This is a genomic window from Flavobacterium restrictum (genome assembly GCF_007097245.1).
Classification (GTDB): domain Bacteria; phylum Bacteroidota; class Bacteroidia; order Flavobacteriales; family Flavobacteriaceae; genus Flavobacterium; species Flavobacterium restrictum.
The window spans coordinates 16,935-31,895 of sequence record NZ_VJZT01000001.1 but is presented as its reverse complement, the minus strand read 5'-3'; the positions used below and the strand labels follow the sequence as shown (position 1 = coordinate 31,895).

Sequence of the window (14,961 nt, the reverse complement as noted above, 5' to 3'; positions counted from 1 at the left end):
TTTTATAGTTTACCTATTGCATATTGCAACGAATAATATTGAATAATTAAATCTAAATTGGCATTAATCAAGGAGATTTTTGCTTCGTTGACTTGCAATTCGGCATCGACCATGTCGCTAATTAAGGCAAAATCGTTGTCGTATCTACTTTTTACAATTTTGTAATTGCTTAACGATAATTCCACATCTTTTTTGAAAGTGATAATATTTTCTTTGCTTTCTACAAAACGAACAAAACTACTTTTTACTTCTCTGTCAATCTGGTCTTTTGTAGCCTCTAAAACGATGTTGCTTTTCTCGATTTCAATTTTATTGGCATTTATACGATGTTTTAAATTATAAAAACTAGAAATATCCCAATTTAACGAAACTCCTGCTGCCCAATAATTAAGGATGTTGGGATAATTAGGCCATTGAGCAGGATACTGCGTATTCAACACAACATTGGCATTTACATTGGGTTTAAAACCACTTTTGGTTAAACTCAAAGTGGATTTGGATAATTTTACCCCAATTTCGGATTGTTTGATTTCTACCCTATTTTGATAAGCTTCGGTCAGGCTTTTTTGCAAGTCAATAATCCCGGCGGGAAGTAGGGCATCTACAGTTTCGGGTTTGAGCACCGTATCAGTAGGAAGTCCAATTAAAATATCCAAATAATTACTAACCAATTTGATGTTGTTAGAATCCTTCAAAACTGAAACTTTAAAACGAGATTGCTGTAATTCGGTTCGCAACAAATCACTTTTAAGATTTTGTCCGTTCAAAACTCTCGATTGAAGTTGTTTGATTCGCAAATCAGTATTGATGATGTTTTGTTTGGTTACATCGATTTGTCGGTATAATTTTTCGAGAGTAAAATAGTGTTGTACGATTGTTAATTTGATTTCGGCTTCGGTCATTTTAACTACTGATTGCTTCATTTCGCTAATCAATTCTTGTTGCTCGATTTTGTTATTGATTAGGCTTCCATTATAAATTGGCATTGACCCAACAATATTGGCAAATGATTGATTATTGAAGTAATCAACGGTTATACTTTTATCATAAAAACCATCGTAAATTTTGGGGTTTCCAATATAATTATAGCCCATATTCAGCCCAATACGAGGTGATTTGGCAATTTTAGACTGGCTCACATTCTCGTTGGCAATAGCCACATCTGTATTCGAAATTTTGAGTTGCTTGTTATTTTGAATCCCGAATTGAAGGGCTTCATCCAACTTTATGATTCTGCAATCTTTCAAATCAATATTTTGTTGCGCAAAAACTGCTCCCATTGTTAAACACAGGAAAGTGAAAAAAAAACAACTGATTTTGAAATTTTTGAAAAGGTAATAATTCATCAATTTTTTTTTGGTTTTTGTTAAAAAAATAATGTTTTATTTTACAAATCAGCTTCTTTTCTTTTGAAAAAAAGATCAATGATCGTTTTATGCCCTATAACTCTAGCCAATTCTTTGAAAGCAAAAAATGGAATAAAACTAGTAAAAACAACCAATAAGCTAGCTAAATATTCATGAGTTCCCAAATGATGACTCAAAATAACGATAGCTTCTTGAGCAGATGATGTTTTAAAATAACCAACTACAAATTCTTCCAAAGCATTGAAAACAACTAGACATAATGTAAAAACAGCCGTTTTATATAAGGTTGACACCGATAAATTAGTATTTATATTTTTTTTGCCCATTTTGGTCATTCCAATTATAGAAACAACTTTGCCCAACACAAAAGCATTAAAAAAAGCAGTACCGTATTCCTCAAAATCAATTTCATATTGTGCTAAAATCAATCTTTTGTAGGTAACAAATACCCCAAAATAAAAGGTTAAATATGCTACATTTATCCAATATTCGATAAATTCTTCTTTGAATTTTTCTTTAAAACTCTTCTTTTTTCCGTCAATGGTTATGTCGCTCATAGTTGTAATATTGAAGTTATAAATGTTAAATTTCATGTAAACTTATACATTTTTCGTAACATACGAAAGATTTAATTAACTATAGTTAGTACAAATACAACTATTTATTTTTTCATAATCATTATTTTATTGGAAATGATTTACCTTCATAAACGGTTTCCAGAACCTTAATATCTTTCAGTTTTATAGGTTCAATTTTCATTGGATTTTCTTGTAAAATAACAAAATCTGCTTTTTTGCCTGCTTTAATACTTCCTATTTCATCATCCATACGCAACACAAAAGCGGCGTTTGAAGTGATTCCTTGTAACGCATTATAAACAGGAACTCTTTCTTCTGGTGCTAATAAATTGCCATCGGCAGTTATTCTATTGGCAGCTACCCAAGCCAAAAGCAATGGCTGAAGTGGTGCCATTGTAAAATCAGTATGCAAGGCAAAAGGCACTTTGTTTTTGAGTAATGAACCCAATCGCACCATCTCTGAACCTCTTTTTTTACCCAAAATTTTATCTCCCGAAAACTTATCGCCCATTGCATATAAATAATACGGATTGGCAGATACAACTGCTCCTAAATCGGCAATTCTTTTGGCTTGTGCCACTGATGATTCTCCAAAATGCTCAATCGTTAAGCGATGGTCTTTCTTTGGATTTTCATTTTGCAAGATTTCTAATTCATCTAAAATTGCAGTCAATCCGCCGCTACCATTGCAATGAATGTGAATGGTATATCCTGCATTCCACCAAAAACGCATTGTTTTGTGCAAACGTTCGGGTTGCATAATCCACTCTCCGTGATGCCCATCATTATATCCGGGTGCTTCTACTTGAAAAGCCTGACCGAAAAAAGCTCCATCCGAAAATAACTTTATACTGTGTCCAATGACCATATGTGGCGATTTTTTCTTCTCCAACTCTTTTACAATGGCCAACGTTTTTTCTCCATCACCGTTTATAACGCCTAATGTATTAAGGTCAGGAGTATATTGAATTCTAAAAGGGGTGTTGGGATCCTCTAGAATTGTAGCCGTCATTTTTAAATCGGTTTCCATACTTCCTGACGCGCCTAATGCCATATCACCAACGGTTGTAATTCCGCCAAGATGCACCACGGAGCTAAATTTGCCCATTGCTTCCTTCATCTCTTTTTCGCCCATTAAGTAAGGTGCTAATTTGGGTAAGGCAACCGTGAAGAAACCCGCCTCTACAAATCGTCCTAATTTATAATCAATCTGGCTATTCCCTTTGGTTTCAGCTTCTGTGATTTTAAATTTTTTAAGAGCTGCTGTATTAAAAAACATCTCGTGAGCCGAATATTGCCAAACCACAATAGGTCGTGTAGTGGAGATAGAATCGAGTTCTCTACGGGACATACTGCCGTGAAAAGGTTGCATATACCCCCAAACAATTAATTGTTCTGTTGGGTCTTTCAACGCTTTATCGTAAGCCACGACTTTGTCCATAAAAGGTTTGTGACCCCGAATGGCTTTTACATTTCCCCAAGGAAAATTCCAATCGAATGGCGATGCAAAACTGGTATTTAATATTACCGAACCCAAAATAGGATGCAAATGTGGGTCAATAAGTCCCGGCATCATAGTTTTTCCTTCTAAATCTTTCATCTCGGTTTTGTCACCGTGAAATTTCTCGGCTTCGGTTTTTGAACCTACAAAAAGGATTTTTCCGTCTTTGATGGCAACTGCTTCGGCATAATTGGCTTTTTCGCCCTCCATTGTTAGGATTTCGCCACCAAAATAAATAGCGTCGGCAGGATTGGCAACTTCTTTTTTAGAACAGCTTATTAATGCTACTAAAAGGAATGCGGTTATTGATTTTTTCATTGGAAAATAATTAAAGAGTAATTGATTGATTTTTATAGATACATTGTGGCTCCAAGTCTCAAAATATGAACATCGGTAGTGAAATTGGGTCCCCAATAAGCATTTACTTTAAATTTATTAGGGATAATAATGCGATTCAAATTTACTTCTCCAGACCAAAATGTTTTCCATTGTCCATTTGTACTTAAAAAAGTTGGTGTTGGATTTACAAATAAAAACGTTTTTTTATTAATCACATAACTGGCATTGAACTGAAAACCAACACCATCACTACTAAACTTACTAGTCTCTGGGAGTATATTTGTGGCTGGTTTAGTTATATGCACATAACTCGCCCCCGGGAAAATAGACAATTTTTTACTAATTATAAAACCTAAAACGGCTCCACCTGCTAATGACCAACTACTGGTTCCTAATCCATTTTTATAGGAGCCAATTGGGAAACTCACGTCTGCAAAAGGAACAATTGCAATAAAAGATTTCGAAATATTGCGCTTCACTGCTGTAAAATAACGAACACGCATATCGCCAATACCAAACTTTTCGGTTTTATCATTGTATAAAAAAGGAAGTTCTACCAGGAATAAATTATCGGGATTAAGTGCATATTGTACATTGGTTCGAACCCCAAAAAGATTTTGGGTTTTGCCACTTTGATACTCCAAACTTGCATTTACTTGTGTGTAGAGATTAGTAGGTTTAGTTGGGTCAATTTCTGTTTTTGTGGGTGCTGTTTCTTGTGCGTTACTTCCCATGGAAAACATTAATAAGAGTACTGAAATTGCAATTGATTTGTTCATTTGTTGTTTATTATTACTATTAAATTTCTGATTTCAAAGAGTCAATTTTTTCTTTTACGATACCCACAACTGCTTTTTTGGCAAAAGACAACAATACAAGGGCAACACCAGTTAACAAAACCTGCATTCCTAACAAAGTGCTCACGCCAATAGCGCCTGTACCCAAATTAAAAAACAGCATTACCGCTGCAACTACCGAAAATAGCCCTGCAAGAAGCATCAACCAACCAAAGGAGTTTTTTGCCCTCAAAGACCAACCCGATTGTATGAGTTTGAATCCCGTAATGAGCATCCAAAAGGCAAAAAACATCGTGATTGTTTTCATGGTTACAACCAAATTAAGGAGCAACACAATCCCAAATCCCACCGAAAAAATACTCCACAAAAGGGACATTCCTTCTTTCTCGGTAACGGTTGCAAATAGCCATGTTATCACTCCAATAACACCCGCAGTAATTACCAAAACGCCAAACCAAAACGAAAGTGCCGCCAAAACTACCACCGGATTATCAAAAATATAAATACTTAAAATGATTAATAATAGTCCTTGAATAAGGATAAGCCACCATTTTCTAAATAATAATTGTATCATAAGTGTTGTTTGATTTTTAGTACCTAATTATTTTTTGAGAATGTATTTCTCCGCCAAAACTCCTTCTATTTCTTGACCCTTCATATCGAGTTGTGTCAATTTATTTTCGCCCACTTTGTATTGATTGGGGCGGTTTTTTAGACCCGAAAATACGACAATAGATCCCGTTTCATTCCAAGTAAAAGCTCCATTTTCTTCGTAAACTTCGGCTTTTCCTTTTCCCAAATAGGTTGTTTTAATGGTGTAAGTCAAATTTTTATTCAAAGTAATTTCGGTGTTAATTCCTTCGCAATCAGCACAAGGCGTAACTCCTTTATAAACCCCAGCCCAATCTAATGAATTTTGAGAATTATGATTTTCTTTTGCTTTGGCATCAGCAACCGTTGTGGTAGTATCTATTTTGATTTCGGGTGCAATGGAGGTTGCTGATTTTTCTTCTTTTTTACAATTAAAAAAGAGAAAAGACAGACATGATATTAGGATTAATTTTTTCATTTTAGACAATTTTAATTAAGGAACAATGGTTGTAAAAAGGTAAACCGAAAAGATAACCAGCAATACAATTCCTTGTACTACAGTTGTTTTTCCTGTTCGCAAGGAAAGTGAAATAATAAAAAGCGACAAGACAAACAGTACCGTTGATTTTAAATCGATTCCTAACGTCAAAGGCAAACCAAAGAAAATAGAAACAATCGCTACCGCAGGAATCGTTAAACCAATACTGGCTAATGCGGAACCCAATGCGAGATTCAAACTAGCTTGCAAGCGGTTTTTGCGAGCCGCTTTGAGTGCCGATAAAGCCTCTGGCAGCAAAACAACCATAGCAATAATAATTCCAACAACTGATTTTGGAGCACCAACCGAATCAATACCGTTTTCTATACTTGGAGACAAAGCCTTGGCTACCAAAACAACCACTATCAAACTAATTACCAGTAAAATAGCACTAATGCCACTTGTTTTGTTGGTTGGCGAATGCTCATGCGCTTCCTCCTGTTCTTGAGCGTTTTCAGGCAAAAAATAATCCCGATGTTTGACTGTTTGCATCAATAAAAAAGCACCATACAATACTAATGAAATTATGGCAACAAAAATCAATTGACTGTCACTGTATTCAGGTCCCATAACGCTAGTGGTATAATTGGGCAAAATAAGTGTTAGTACCGATATGGCGGACAAAACGGTTAATGCAGCACTTACCCCATCTATTTTATAGCTTTGTTCTTTGAATTTAATACCGCCAATTAGTAGACAACCGCCCACGATTCCGTTGATAATAATCATTTCGGTGGCAAAAATCGTGTCTCTTGCTAACACCGCAGTATCTTTGCCCCCCGAAAGCATTAAGGAAACAATCAATGCCACTTCGATGGTGGTTATGGCAATTGCCAATACCAAGGTTCCTAATGGTTCTCCTACCCGTAGCGCTACTACTTCGGCATGGTGAACCGCAGCCAAAATGCTCGCAATAAGACCAACTGTGAGCAAAATAAGATAAAAACTACCCCAATCAAATTGAACTCCAACATAAAGGAAACAAGTCAAAATTGGCGCAACTATACACCATAAAGGAAGATGGGAATGGGTTGGGTTTTTCATAAAAGTGGTATTAATATGGAGACAAAAGCAGTTGAAATCTATTGTTTAAATTGCAATTTATTTTTGAAACATTTCTAGTAAAGCAGTTGTTCCTAGGGTAACACCAAACGGAATAGCGGTCAAATCAACTTTGAAATCGCCATTATGATTAGAATACGGAAACATTTTACCTTCTTTTCTAGCTTTGGCACTATCCGCAGCACTTGCAATTCCCACCAAAAAATAGTCATACACCGTTTTCTTGTTATTAATTACAAGATGCTGAAAATCCTCGGAACCCATAACCGCGGGAAATCCTTGTATGTTTTTGCCAGGACCAACCAATTTTTCTAGTGCAACATCAATTTTATCGACCATCATTTTATCATTGGTCAAAGGAGAAACACGCCCTTTCATAGTAAGAGTGGGATACAATTCCTTTGGTAAATTATTGGCAATAGCAATTCCCAGATTTACTCTTTCAATCCTCTTAAGAATCGAATCACGAACGGTATAATTAAAAAAACGAGTATTCAATTTCAAAGTAGCCGATGCTGGAATAACATTATTATCAATTCCCGCTTGAACGGCTCCAACGGTAATAACCGCTGGAGCTTGTGGTTCGTTGTTTCTACTAATGATTGTTTGGTATTGCAAAATCGCATTAGCCGCCATCACAATTGGGTCAACGGCAAGATTAGGCGATGAACCATGACCGCCTATACCGTGAAACGTAACATCAAATTGATCTGCTCCCGCCATTCTAGGGCCTGCAGCGTTCAAATAGTACCCCACTTCTAGCGGAGCGGTGTGCATTCCTAATAAATAATCTGGTTCAGGAACCCCTTTTTTATACATTTCAGCTTCCATGGCTGCGGCTCCTCCTCCTGGCTCTTCGGCAGGTTGACCAATCATGATAAGTGTACCTTTCCATTGATTTTTCATGGCAACCATATTTTTGGCAATGCCCAACATCCAGGTGGTGTGCGCATCATGTCCGCAAAGGTGCGCAACGGGAACCTCGATACCATCAGGATTTACCATCATTTTGGCACTTGCATAAGGCAAGCCTGTGGTTTCTTTAACGGCATTGCAATCCATATCAGCGCGGTACATGACAATTGGACCATCCCCATTTTTTAGTGTTGCTACCACTCCCGTTTTACCAATGCCAGTCATTACCGTAAATCCAAGAGATTTCAACTCTTTGGCTACAATTGCGGCGGTTCTCACTTCCATAAATCCTAATTCAGGATTGGCGTGAATGTCCTTAAAAATGGTTACTAATCGGTCACCATCGGCATTTGAAAGGACTGTTATTTTTTTAAAGTCTAATGACGATTGCGCTTGCAAACCTAGTGTAGTAAGCAAAAGTGCTGCGAATGCGATTCTATTTTTTTTCATGTTATTAGGGTTGTTGGGGGGTTATTTTTTTTTATTTGATTTAGATATAGTTCCCGTGTACGAAATACTGGATCTCGTGTTGCTACTGATGGTCATTGAGGCATTTCCTGTAAAAAAAACGGTGAGCGAAATTGTATACGAATCCTTCTCGCCTCTCACCACAGCTTTGATTGCATAGGATTTGTCACTTTTGGTAAACGTGTATTTTTCTGGAATACCTTCAAAATCCAAACCGCCGCCGCCGCCATAAGCGACACTTCCTGTTGCTTTTCCAAAATAAGGCATCTCACTTTTGATGAATGCGGGTTCAAATTGTACAAAATTAGGATTCGTTGTTAAGTCAACACTTTTATATCCTTGTGGCAAAGCACGAGTAGCCACAAAAACAAACGTTTTGGAATCAATTAAAAGTGCGGTTTCTTTTTGACTTTCTATTTTTTGAGTTTCTTTGCGTTGTTTTTTGGTTTCCTGTTGCGCAAATCCAAAAGTTATTAAGGCTAAAAGAAAACTTAACGAAAGTATTATTTTTGTTTTCATAGTTCCAATGATTAAGATTAAAAAAAGCCTGTTTTATATTTTAAAATAGGCTTTATCACAATTTTATTTTTTATCAAAACGCATCATCATCATGCCTTCCATATTAAAAATCAATACTTTACCATCTTCTGATATAGTATAGGAATCTATTTTATCAAGTGTTGACATGAAGATAGTTTCACCTTGCATACCGTCCATACACATCATTTTGGTAACGGCCATTGGGGTTTTGAAATTAATTTTAGCACCGTCAACATTCAGTTTTCCTGTGAACGAATTGCAACTATTATTTCCTGAAACCCTATTTTCGATCAAGTCAAAAATAATAGTTGGTTTTTTATTAGGATACAAACCATCAAAGGTAATTCTAGGTCCAGTGATATAATTCAATTCCCAAGTACCCGATAACGAATTGGTTGTGTTCATAGTCTTTTGGGTTGTTTTACATGACATTAAAGTCAAAAATAAAAGCGATAGCAGCATACTGATTTTTTTCATTTTGTAGTTTTTTAAAAGATTATCATATTAAACCTAGTAAAAATACTAAATTTCATAGTACTTACATTCATCATAATCCGTTTTTGTTGTTTTTTAATACCGTTTATTTTAGCACTAAATAGTTTACAAACGAATAAAAGTTTTTGAAACCTATAAATAACCGCAACAGATTTAGGATAATTTAAATCAAAAACCCATTTTTATGCTTAAATTTATACCATCAAAAAAAACAAAATGAAAAAAATAATTATTCCCATCGCATTACTACTCGCAATAGGCATTAGTTGCAAAACCAATACTAAATCTAGCGATTCCAAAAAATTGACAATTGCTTTTGAGGCAAAAAGCAACAGCAGCGTTTCGGGCACGGCTTCGTTTATCGAAAAAAACGGTAAAGTCACTTTTATAGCCAAAATTGCTGGACTAAAACCCGGTATTCATGCCATACACATTCACGAAAAATCAGATTGTTCCGCTGCTGATGGAAGTTCAGCGGGAGGACATTGGAATCCTACTTTCAAAAATCACGGACAATGGGGGTCAGACGCCTATCATAAAGGAGATATTGGGAACTTTATTGCCGATGAAAAAGGAAATGGCTCAATTACACTAACTACGGATCAATGGTGCATAGGTTGCGGTGATGCCACCAAAGATATTCTAGGCAAAGGATTAATTGTACACCAAGGAGCTGATGATTTTGTAACGCAACCTTCAGGAAATGCTGGTGCTAGAGTGGCTTGTACAGCAATAATTAAATAAAAAAAGGGTTTAAATTTTATTTTTTTGGAAGAAAAAGAATTGCATTATTTTAAAAATACTGACGAATGGCGGGCATGGCTTCATGACAACCACCATTCGTCCACAGGTATTTACCTGATTTTTTATAAAGTAAGTAGTGCTAATGAAAGCATGCGTTGGGAAGAAGCCGTTCAAGTAGCAATCTGTTATGGTTGGATTGATTCGGTTGTGAAAAAAGTCGATGAAGAACGCCGAAAACAGCTTTCTACACCCCGAAAAACAAAAAGCGTATGGAGCAAACTCAATAAAACCTATATCGAAAATTTGATCAAACAAAATTTAATTCATCAAAGTGGGCTAGCAAAAATTGAAATTGCCAAGCAAAATGGCTCCTGGGAATCTTTAGACGAAGTTGAAAATTTAATCCTTCCCGAGGATTTAAAAACGGCATTTGAGGCTAATAAAATCGCCTATAAAAACTATCAAACCTTTAGCCCTTCCTATCGAAAAAGCTACCTATACTGGCTCAACCAAGCCAAAAGGACTGAAACTAGAGCGAGTAGAATTGGGACCATCATTGATTTGTGTTTTTTGAACAAAAAATCCCGAGAATGATAATTAAAACTTAACTCCATTCCCACTTTAAAATCATAAAATAACATAGCTTTGTGCTTTTAATTTAAAATAATGATTAACCCATCAACGTCTGGCTGGATTACTAAATTTTTTGTAGAACAACAATTCCCAAAAAATAAAGTTCCTGAAACTAATGCTTCCTTTTACCAAAAAGTAAGAAACACTGGTTTCATATATGGACACATTATTTCGTTTGACACCATTGTCACCATTGACACTACAGGTTGGTTCAAAGAAGAAATATCAAAAGTAGCCTTACTGAACACGCTTTTTGGGATTTATACACTAAACAGCCACGATCTAGATTCGGAGATTTTTATAGACAAAGTAGTCGGTTTTTACAATCAAATGGATCCACAAGGATTTAATTTGTTCAAAAAAATACTCCCAAAAAATACTCCTTCCTTAACTTTAGAAAAAATAATAGCGGAGCGTGTACAAACGAATGATAGCATTATTGGCAAAAATTTTTCGCATTTAGTTACCAATGCCTTATTGTTTATTGATGTATTGGCTTTTCAACAATATTTGATTCACAATGAAATTCCCGAAAAATATCTCAAAAAAATAGAAGAAACGGTTGTAAATATTGTGACTTTGGCACTCAAAATCAAGTCCAACAAAACCCAATATGATGACTTATTAATCAAATTATTTGAAGCTTCGATTCGCTACAGTAAATTTTCAAAAAATGCTACCGTAACACTAGAAACATTACAATTAGACTATTTTACCAATGATTTAGAAAAACAATATTTAATAGATATTGCTGGAATGGCGTTGTGGAGTGATGGTTTAATAGAAAATAACGAAGCCTATTTTTTGCATTCATTAGCGCAATTAATTGCCATTCCTGACGAATTTGTAACACAAAGTATTGCCAGTACAAATGCTTTTATCACCAATTATAAAAAAGAAATTCCTTATTTTAATTATTCAAATCCAGTAAAGCATTTTTATGATCAAACTACCCAAAGTGTAGCGACCTTGGTAACACGTAATAAAAAGAGATTGATTAAGGAAATCACAGAAAGCAAGGAATTAATGCTCCTTCTCGCCTATTCAACCCGAAGAGATTTAGACGAAAAAGAAAAGAAAAAAGTAAAAAAACAACTTTTGGATATTTGCAAAACCATACCGTCATTAACCATTTTTTTACTTCCTGGTGGGAGTTTATTACTTCCCATTCTCATCAAATTTATTCCCACATTATTACCGTCGTCCTTTAATGAAAATTTAGACAATGAGGATTAAAAAAACTGCCCAAAAGCAGTTTTAAAATCCTACTACAACCATTGATCTAAAACTTCAATTGATAAACCGAATCTAAATCGGCATCCGAGCTAATATTTACGTCCAAATCAGTAATAAATCCTGAATTCAAACCGTAAGCCCAGCCATGAAGCGTTACTTCTTGACCGTTTTTCCAAGCGGATTGCACTATCGAAGTTTTGGCCAAATCAAAAACTTGTTCTTTTACATTGATTTCAACAAAGGCATTAAAACGATCATTTTCGTCTTCAATAGCGTCAAGATACACATGATGCAACCTGTAAACATCCTTAATATGGCGAATCCAGTTGTCAATAATCCCTATCGAATCGTTACCCATAGCTGCTTTTACACCGCCACAACCGTAATGACCACATACTAAAACGTGCTTCACTTTCAAAACATTTACAGCGTAATCCAGCACACTCAACATATTCATATCCGAGTGCACAACCATGTTAGCAATATTTCTATGTACAAAAACTTCGCCTGGTTTCGCCCCAACAATCTCATTGGCAGGGACTCTACTATCCGAGCAACCTATCCATAACAATGGCGGTGTTTGCCCTTTGGCTAAATCCTGAAAATAATTAGGATCACTCGCCAAAGAATTTTCTACCCATTTCTTGTTGTTTTCTATTATTTTTTTATAAAAATCGCTCATCGATGTATTGTGTTTTATTGGTATCAAATATAAAGCTAAAAAAACGTATTTCATCAAATGCAAAAACCATTTTGTACGCAAATTGATTTTCTAACGTATTTTCAAGAAGCTGTTATAATTATACTGTTGAGAAAATTAGGATGGTTTTATTCCGTCAAAAAAAAATCGCAACAAAATTTTACAACAAAGTTCCAAAACAACTATCAGTTAAATTTATTGTTTTTATATTTGTATCACAAAATACTATCCATGACAATCACTCAACTCAAATACGTACTTGCTGTAGCCGAATATAAAAATTTCACTCTCGCCGCAGAAAAATGTTTTGTTACACAGCCCACCTTAAGCATGCAGATTCAAAAAATTGAAGATGAATTAAGCATTCAAATTTTTGATAGAACCAAAAAACCCATACAACTTACTGATATTGGTCAAAAAATTGTAACCCAAGCCAAAAACATTGTCAACGAAGCGGATCGCATTCAAGATATTGTGGAACAACAAAAAGGGTTTGTAGGTGGCGAATTTCGATTGGGAATTATCCCTACAATAATGCCAACTTTATTGCCTATGTTTTTGAACAATTTTATAAAAAAATATCCAAAAATAAAATTGATTATCGAAGAGTTAAATACTGCCGAAATCATTACCAAACTCAACAACGGACATTTGGATGCAGCCATAGCTGCCACGCCTTTGATGGAAGAAAAAATTAAAGAAATCGTCCTTTATTTCGAGCCATTTGTAGCCTATATCCCTGAAAATCACCATCATTTTGAGAAAGAAGAAATTGAAGTTTCAGATTTGAATTTAGACGAAATTTTATTGTTGCAAGATGGACATTGCTTTCGAGATGGTGTCTTGAATTTGTGTAAAAACGGTTCAAAAAACGAAGTCAACCATTTTCAAATAGAAAGCGGCAGTTTTGAAACCTTAATCAAATTAGCCGATGAAGGACTCGGTACCACATTACTTCCGTACTTGCATACGCTGGATTTGAAAGAAGCCGACAAGCTAAAATTACGCCACTTCAAGGAACCCAAACCAGCACGAGAAGTCAGCTTGATTTATCCAAAAAGTGAACTCAAAATACAAATTATCGATGCCTTAAGAAGCACTATTGCTGGTGTTATAAAAGGCGCAATTGTTTTTCAGAATGTCCAAATTATAAGTCCTGTATCCAAAAAATAACACCGATAATACTACAACAGGAATCCCAAAAGAGTCCTGTTGTTATTTTATACGCTGCCCAGCAATAAATACGGTATCAATCAAATTACTGCCAAAAGCATACGGCAATTGATAATAGGACGCAATGGGTTTGGTCAGTATAAAGTTGGCTTTTTTGCCAATGGTAATACTGCCGTGCGTTTCCGATAACCCCATCGCATAAGCACCATTAATGGTAGCCGCATTTATAGCTTCCTCTGGAGTCATTTTCATTTTGATGCAAGCCGTAGCCACCACAAAATTCATATTTCCCGAAGGTGTAGAGCCTGGATTATAGTCGGTTGCGAGTGCTAATGGTAAGCCTGCGGCGAGCATTTCGCGCGCTGGTGTGTACGGAATACTCAAAAAATAGGAACAGGAAGGCAAGGCAACTGGCATTGTTTGGGTGTTTTTTAAAACTTCAATATCGGCGGGATGTAGTATTTCTAAATGATCTACCGAAAGTGCGTTGTACTTTACTCCTGCTTGAATGCCGCCAATGGAATGGAATTGATTGACATGAATTTTTGGTTGTAAGCCAAATTGAATGCCCGCTTGCATAATTTCTTCGGTTTCGGCAACAGTAAAATACCCTTTTTCACAAAAAACATCTATAAAATCAGCCAAATTATCTTGGGCAATTCGAGGCAACATTTCGTTGATTATCAAATCAATATAGCCCTTTCTATTGTTTTTATATTCCAATGGAAATGCGTGTGCACCTAAAAAAGTTGCTTTTATTGTAATCGGAAATTGCGCTGCTAATTGTTGAATAACCCGGAGCATTTTGAGTTCGCCATCTACTGTAAGTCCGTAACCCGATTTAATTTCAACGGCACCAGTTCCCAAACGCATGATTTCTTGGAGGCGTACTTTGGATTGATTAAAAATTTCCGCTTCGGACGTTTCATTGAGTTTTTGAGCCGAATTCAAAATCCCACCGCCCCGATTGGCAATTTCTTCATAGGTCATACCGTTGATGCGATCTACAAATTCTTGCTCTCGATTTCCAGCATAAACTAAATGTGTGTGGCTGTCGCACCAAGTGGGCAAAATCATTTTTCCCGTAGCATCAATAATGGTATCGGCGGCTATTTTGGGTAAATTATCCATCGAACCAAAACCAGTTATGATGTCATTTTCTACAACTAAATAAGCGTTTTTTAAACTTGGTAAAATAGCCATTTCGGCACCAGAAACTTTCAATACTGAAATTTCTCGAATTTGAAGCAACTCTTTGATGTTGATGAATAGTGTTGTCATTTT

16 protein-coding genes are annotated in these 14,961 nt (G+C 35.8%); 4 read left to right on the top strand and 12 right to left on the bottom strand.

Annotation, left to right across the window (positions count from 1 at the left end; genetic code table 11):
- Positions 1–2 precede the first annotated feature (2 nt).
- From FNW21_RS00165 to FNW21_RS00120, 10 genes are all read right to left on the bottom strand, one after another.
- Complete coding sequence (locus FNW21_RS00165) at positions 3–1,280, bottom strand: TolC family protein (protein ID WP_185963851.1); 1,278 nt, start codon at positions 1,278–1,280, stop codon at positions 3–5.
- A 107-nt stretch (positions 1,281–1,387) separates the two neighbouring features.
- Entirely contained in the window at positions 1,388–1,960 is a 573-nt protein-coding gene (locus tag FNW21_RS00160; protein WP_185963850.1) for a hypothetical protein, read from the bottom strand.
- A gap of 85 nt (positions 1,961–2,045) precedes the next feature.
- Complete coding sequence (locus FNW21_RS00155) at positions 2,046–3,764, bottom strand: amidohydrolase (protein WP_144254706.1); 1,719 nt, start codon at positions 3,762–3,764, stop codon at positions 2,046–2,048.
- Between the two features lie 32 nt (positions 3,765–3,796).
- Positions 3,797–4,564 carry a hypothetical protein gene (locus FNW21_RS00150; RefSeq protein ID WP_144254705.1) on the bottom strand — a complete coding sequence of 256 codons (768 nt, stop codon included), beginning with the start codon at positions 4,562–4,564 and terminating at the stop codon, positions 3,797–3,799.
- Positions 4,565–4,583: 19 nt separating this feature from the next.
- Complete coding sequence (locus FNW21_RS00145; RefSeq protein WP_144254704.1) at positions 4,584–5,156, bottom strand: HdeD family acid-resistance protein; 573 nt, start codon at positions 5,154–5,156, stop codon at positions 4,584–4,586.
- A 27-nt stretch (positions 5,157–5,183) separates the two neighbouring features.
- Positions 5,184–5,651: a copper resistance protein NlpE gene (locus tag FNW21_RS00140; RefSeq protein WP_144254703.1), complete on the bottom strand. Its 468-nt coding sequence runs from the start codon at positions 5,649–5,651 to the stop codon at positions 5,184–5,186.
- A gap of 15 nt (positions 5,652–5,666) precedes the next feature.
- On the bottom strand, positions 5,667–6,755 hold the full coding sequence (locus tag FNW21_RS00135) for a calcium:proton antiporter (RefSeq protein WP_144254702.1): 1,089 nt from the start codon (positions 6,753–6,755) through the stop codon (positions 5,667–5,669).
- 57 nt (positions 6,756–6,812) lie between these two features.
- Complete coding sequence (locus FNW21_RS00130) at positions 6,813–8,138, bottom strand: amidohydrolase (protein WP_144254701.1); 1,326 nt, start codon at positions 8,136–8,138, stop codon at positions 6,813–6,815.
- 21 nt (positions 8,139–8,159) lie between these two features.
- Positions 8,160–8,675, bottom strand: a complete 516-nt coding sequence (locus tag FNW21_RS00125; RefSeq protein WP_144254700.1) for a DUF4251 domain-containing protein — start codon at positions 8,673–8,675, stop codon at positions 8,160–8,162.
- Between the two features lie 63 nt (positions 8,676–8,738).
- Entirely contained in the window at positions 8,739–9,173 is a 435-nt protein-coding gene (locus tag FNW21_RS00120) for an META domain-containing protein (RefSeq protein ID WP_144254699.1), read from the bottom strand.
- Positions 9,174–9,407: 234 nt separating this feature from the next.
- On the opposite strand from FNW21_RS00120, the gene FNW21_RS00115 reads away from it, so the two are divergent.
- The 3 genes from FNW21_RS00115 to FNW21_RS00105 all read left to right on the top strand — a co-directional run bounded on the left by FNW21_RS00115 (position 9,408) and on the right by FNW21_RS00105 (position 11,804).
- Positions 9,408–9,935 (top strand): superoxide dismutase family protein, encoded by a 528-nt coding sequence (locus FNW21_RS00115; protein ID WP_144254698.1) that lies wholly within the window; start codon positions 9,408–9,410, stop codon positions 9,933–9,935.
- 24 nt (positions 9,936–9,959) lie between these two features.
- Positions 9,960–10,529, top strand: a complete 570-nt coding sequence (locus tag FNW21_RS00110; RefSeq protein ID WP_144254697.1) for a YdeI/OmpD-associated family protein — start codon at positions 9,960–9,962, stop codon at positions 10,527–10,529.
- 72 nt (positions 10,530–10,601) lie between these two features.
- Positions 10,602–11,804 carry an LETM1-related biofilm-associated protein gene (locus tag FNW21_RS00105; protein WP_144254696.1) on the top strand — a complete coding sequence of 401 codons (1,203 nt, stop codon included), beginning with the start codon at positions 10,602–10,604 and terminating at the stop codon, positions 11,802–11,804.
- A gap of 46 nt (positions 11,805–11,850) precedes the next feature.
- On the opposite strand, the gene can is transcribed toward FNW21_RS00105, so the two are convergent.
- Positions 11,851–12,486 (bottom strand): carbonate dehydratase, encoded by a 636-nt coding sequence (gene can, locus FNW21_RS00100; RefSeq protein WP_144254695.1) that lies wholly within the window; start codon positions 12,484–12,486, stop codon positions 11,851–11,853.
- Positions 12,487–12,735: 249 nt separating this feature from the next.
- Between can and FNW21_RS00095 the strand changes: the two genes are divergently transcribed.
- Entirely contained in the window at positions 12,736–13,677 is a 942-nt protein-coding gene (locus tag FNW21_RS00095) for a LysR substrate-binding domain-containing protein (protein ID WP_144254694.1), read from the top strand.
- A gap of 42 nt (positions 13,678–13,719) precedes the next feature.
- On the opposite strand, the gene hutI is transcribed toward FNW21_RS00095, so the two are convergent.
- Entirely contained in the window at positions 13,720–14,958 is a 1,239-nt protein-coding gene (hutI, locus tag FNW21_RS00090) for an imidazolonepropionase (RefSeq protein WP_144254693.1), read from the bottom strand.
- Positions 14,959–14,961: the final 3 nt, after the last annotated feature.